Source organism: Microvirga tunisiensis (assembly GCF_009296175.1).
Classification (GTDB): Bacteria; Pseudomonadota; Alphaproteobacteria; order Rhizobiales; family Beijerinckiaceae; genus Microvirga; species Microvirga tunisiensis.
In genome coordinates this window covers 1-3,301 of the sequence record NZ_VOSK01000515.1, presented here as the reverse complement: position 1 = coordinate 3,301, position 3,301 = coordinate 1, and the positions used below count along the sequence as shown (strand labels likewise).

Genomic DNA, 3,301 nt, shown 5'->3' with positions numbered 1-3,301 from the left:
GTGCGGGAGAGCCGCGTTGGTGGACACGTGGTTAGTTCATTTTCCGCTCGGCCTGTCTGGGGGTGAGATACCCGATAGCCGAGTGAATGCGCTGCCGATTGTAGTAGCTCTCGATATAGACGAACAGATCTCGTCGTGCCTCCTCGCGGGTCGTCCAACGATGCTGATGAACCAACTCGACCTTCAAGGAATGGAAGAATGACTCCATCGGGGCGTTGTCATAGCAGCAGCCCGTCCGGCTCATCGATGACTTGGCGCCCATGAGAGCCAGTTGCTGGGCATACGCCTCAGCCGCGTATTGGACGGATTCAAACGGTCGTCGCAACACCCTGAAGGAGGAGGTTGCGATGAGCATTCGAAAGCGCCGGTCGGATCGGTCTGGACGAGCGCCGTTGCCGTCACCGGGTCGGCCCCCTGTGGCGGGACGTGATGAAGGGCGCCGGTTCTGGTCAGCAATCGCAGCTGGAATGAGCAGCGAGGATGCTGCGGTCGAGGCCGGTGTGTCGCAACCTGTAGGAACCAGATGGTTCCGAAAGGCAGGCGGCATGCCCCCAGCGATGTTCAGATCTTCAGCCAAGCCGCTCTCCGGGCGCTACCTGTCGCTGCTGGAGCGAGAGGAGATTGCGCTTCTGCGGGTCCAGAGCCATTCCATGCAGGAGATCGGGCGCCGGCTCGGGCGATCCGCCTCGACGATCTCCCGGGAGCTGCGGCGCAACGCAGCCACCCGCAGCGGTGGCTTGAATCCGTCTTGAACCCCTCTGTCGGAATGGTGGATGAGGCTGGCGCGCCGCAGAGGCTGCCGCTCGTGGAGAGCCTGCTCCAGGGCATCGAGCACGAACTCGGCCCGGGCCGAGCGCGACACCCGCCAACCCACGATCCGGCGGGCGAAGGCATCGATCACGAAGGCCACATAGACGAAGCCCGACCAGGTCGCCACATAGGTGAAGTCGCTGACCCACAAGGCGTTCGGCCGCGGCGCCGTGAACTGCCGGTTGACCCGGTCACGTGGACAAGGGGCCGCGGCATCACTGACCGTCGTCCTGATGCTTCTGCCGCGAACCACACCCTTCAGGCTCATCTGCCGCATCAGCCGGGCGACCGTGCAGCGCGCAACATCGACCCCCTCGCGTTGCAACTGGCGCCAGACCTTGCGCACCCCATAGACGCCGAAGTTTTCCGCAAAGACCCGGCGGATCTCCTGGCTGAGGTCGTCGTCCCGGCGCTCGCGGGCCGGTCTGCGGTCGGGATTGGCCTTGCGGGCGGCATGCTCGTAGTAGGTTGACGGGGCGATCAGCAGCACACGGCAGATCGGCTCGACCCCGTAGACCTCACGATGCTCGTCGATGAACGCCTTCATGGCTTGAAGCGGCGGTCGAGCTCCGCCTGGGCAAAATACGCGCTGGCCTTGCGCAGGATCTCGTTGGCCTGGCGCAGCTCCCGCACCTCACGCTCGAGTGCCTTGATCTTCTCCTGCTCCGCGCCCGTCGGCCCAGCCCGAAGGCCCTGGTCGCGTTCCGCATGCCGCACCCAGTGGCGCAGCGTCTCGCGCGAGCAGCCGATCTTGGCCGCAATCGACAGGATCGCCTCATACTGGGAGGTGTACTCGTCCCGATGCTCGAAAACCATCCGGACCGCGCGCTCGCGGACCTCTGGTGAATAGGGGGGTGTTCTCTTGGTCATAGCTCCATCCTCTCAGGAGTTGGAGCCTCCGGGAATCCCGGCGCGGTTCAAGGCGATGAGCCGGCCAACCATGCGCTTCGTGCCAGTCAAGAGCGCCGAGCAGCAGGCGGCCCTGATGCTGGTGGGCTTGCGCGACCGGCTGATCCGCCAGCGCACCCAGCTCGCCAATGCGATCCGCGGCTATGCGGCCGAGTTTGGGCTGATTGCCGCCAAGGGGCTGGGGAAGATCGAGCCGTTGCTGGAGCGGATCAGAGAGGATGACACGCTGCCGCCTCTGGCGCGCGAGTTGTTTGCGATGCAGGCCAAGGACTACACCCAGTTGCAGGCCCGGCTCGAGGAGGTCGACGACAAGCTGATGGCCTGGCATCGCGCCGATGCGTGCAGCCGGCGTCTGGCCAAGATCCCCGGGGTGGGGCCGATCGGCGCCTCGATGCTGGTGATGAAGACACCCACTCCAGAGAGCTTCCGCTCGGCTCGCCACTTTGCCGCCTGGCTCGGCCTGACCCCAAAGGATCATTCCACCGCCGGCAAGGTTCGGCTGGGGGTGATTACGCGAGCGGGTGATGAGGCCTTGTGCAGCGTGCTGGTGGTCGGCGCCACCACCGTCATACAGCAGGTTCGTCGCGGCCGCGGGTCCGCCTTGCCGTGGCTGGTGGCGTTGCTCAAGCGCAAGCCGCCGAAGCTGGCCGCGGTGGCGCTGGCCAACAAGATCGCCCGGATCGCCTGGAAGCTGATGGTGACGGGTGAGGTCTATCAACCTCAATCTGCCCCGCCGGCACGGGCGCACGCCGTTTAGAGATCAGCCCAAGACGGGAGCCGCCCATCCCGCTCCCGGGCTGAGGTCGGGCCTTGCAAGGAAACGAGGAGATGGTGTGATCGATCGATCCAAGACACGAGAGATTCCGTGCTGGCCAATGGCCTTGACAGGTCGCCGTCTTGTTTGGACCTCGTGTCGCGGAAACCATTTTGGCCAACGGTCATGTGCGACTGCACCAACAGGCCGGACATATGACCGCAAGCGATCCGATCAAACGCTGTTCAACGCTCTTGCGAGTCGGGGGCCGTCCACATATGCGGCAGATGAGCCGCCCGCGCGACATAGACATAGCGCGGCCGCTTCCAGCGATAGCCCGCCTCGTGCAGCCGGCGCCGCAGCGTCCGGGGGCTGACCATGATCCCCTTCGCGGCCAGGTCGTGCGCCAGCAGCGGCACCGTCCAGCTCGTGGCCTGGTAGCCGCAGCGGCGCGGATCGCGCGCCAGGGCTGCCGCCAGCCGCCGCGGCGTAAGGGTGCGATGGAGGCGAGGACGCCCGCTGCGCGGCCGGTCGCGGAGCGCGGTGACTTCATGTTCGGCCCGGTACTGGACTGGCCAGCGGTGCACGCTGGAGCGGTTGACCCGGCAGCGGCGGGCCGCCTCGGCCACAGAATGCCCCTCAGCCACCAGCAGCAGCGCCTCAAGGCGGGGATACACGCGGGCCTCACGGGCGCCAGCAAGCGCGGCGGCCAGCCGCTTGCGATCCGCCTCGTCGAGTTGCATCTCAGGAAAGGGATCATGTCGTCGCATACTCCCCAGGGAACACCCGCAGCTCTCGCGTTGCAAGACTCATGGCGACCTACTTAGA

At 65.9% G+C, this 3,301-nt stretch carries 1 protein-coding gene, 4 pseudogenes and 1 other annotated feature; of the genes and pseudogenes, 2 read left to right on the top strand and 3 right to left on the bottom strand.

All coding sequences use genetic code 11. From position 1 onward, the window contains the following. Nucleotides 1-31 precede the first annotated feature (31 nt). A pseudogene (locus FS320_RS40445) lies at nucleotides 32-301 on the bottom strand (IS3 family transposase); the annotation flags it as partial. Between the two features lie 46 nt (nucleotides 302-347). Here FS320_RS40445 and FS320_RS40440 point away from each other — a divergent pair. Next, nucleotides 348-740, top strand: a pseudogene (locus FS320_RS40440) (helix-turn-helix domain-containing protein); the annotation flags it as partial. A gap of 8 nt (nucleotides 741-748) precedes the next feature. Here the strand turns inward: FS320_RS40440 and FS320_RS40435 are convergent. Beyond that, nucleotides 749-1,680 (bottom strand): annotated as a pseudogene (locus tag FS320_RS40435) (IS3 family transposase); the annotation flags it as partial. Then, nucleotides 1,283-1,399 (bottom strand) — a sequence feature (AL1L pseudoknot). (Overlaps the previous pseudogene by 117 nt.) Before the next feature lie 49 nt (nucleotides 1,681-1,729). Here FS320_RS40435 and FS320_RS40430 point away from each other — a divergent pair. Beyond that, nucleotides 1,730-2,476 (top strand): annotated as a pseudogene (locus tag FS320_RS40430) (IS110 family RNA-guided transposase); the annotation flags it as partial. 242 nt (nucleotides 2,477-2,718) lie between these two features. On the opposite strand, the gene FS320_RS40425 reads toward FS320_RS40430, so the two are convergent. Next, nucleotides 2,719-3,216: a helix-turn-helix domain-containing protein gene (locus FS320_RS40425; protein ID WP_244627703.1), complete on the bottom strand. Its 498-nt coding sequence runs from the start codon at nucleotides 3,214-3,216 to the stop codon at nucleotides 2,719-2,721. Nucleotides 3,217-3,301: the final 85 nt, after the last annotated feature.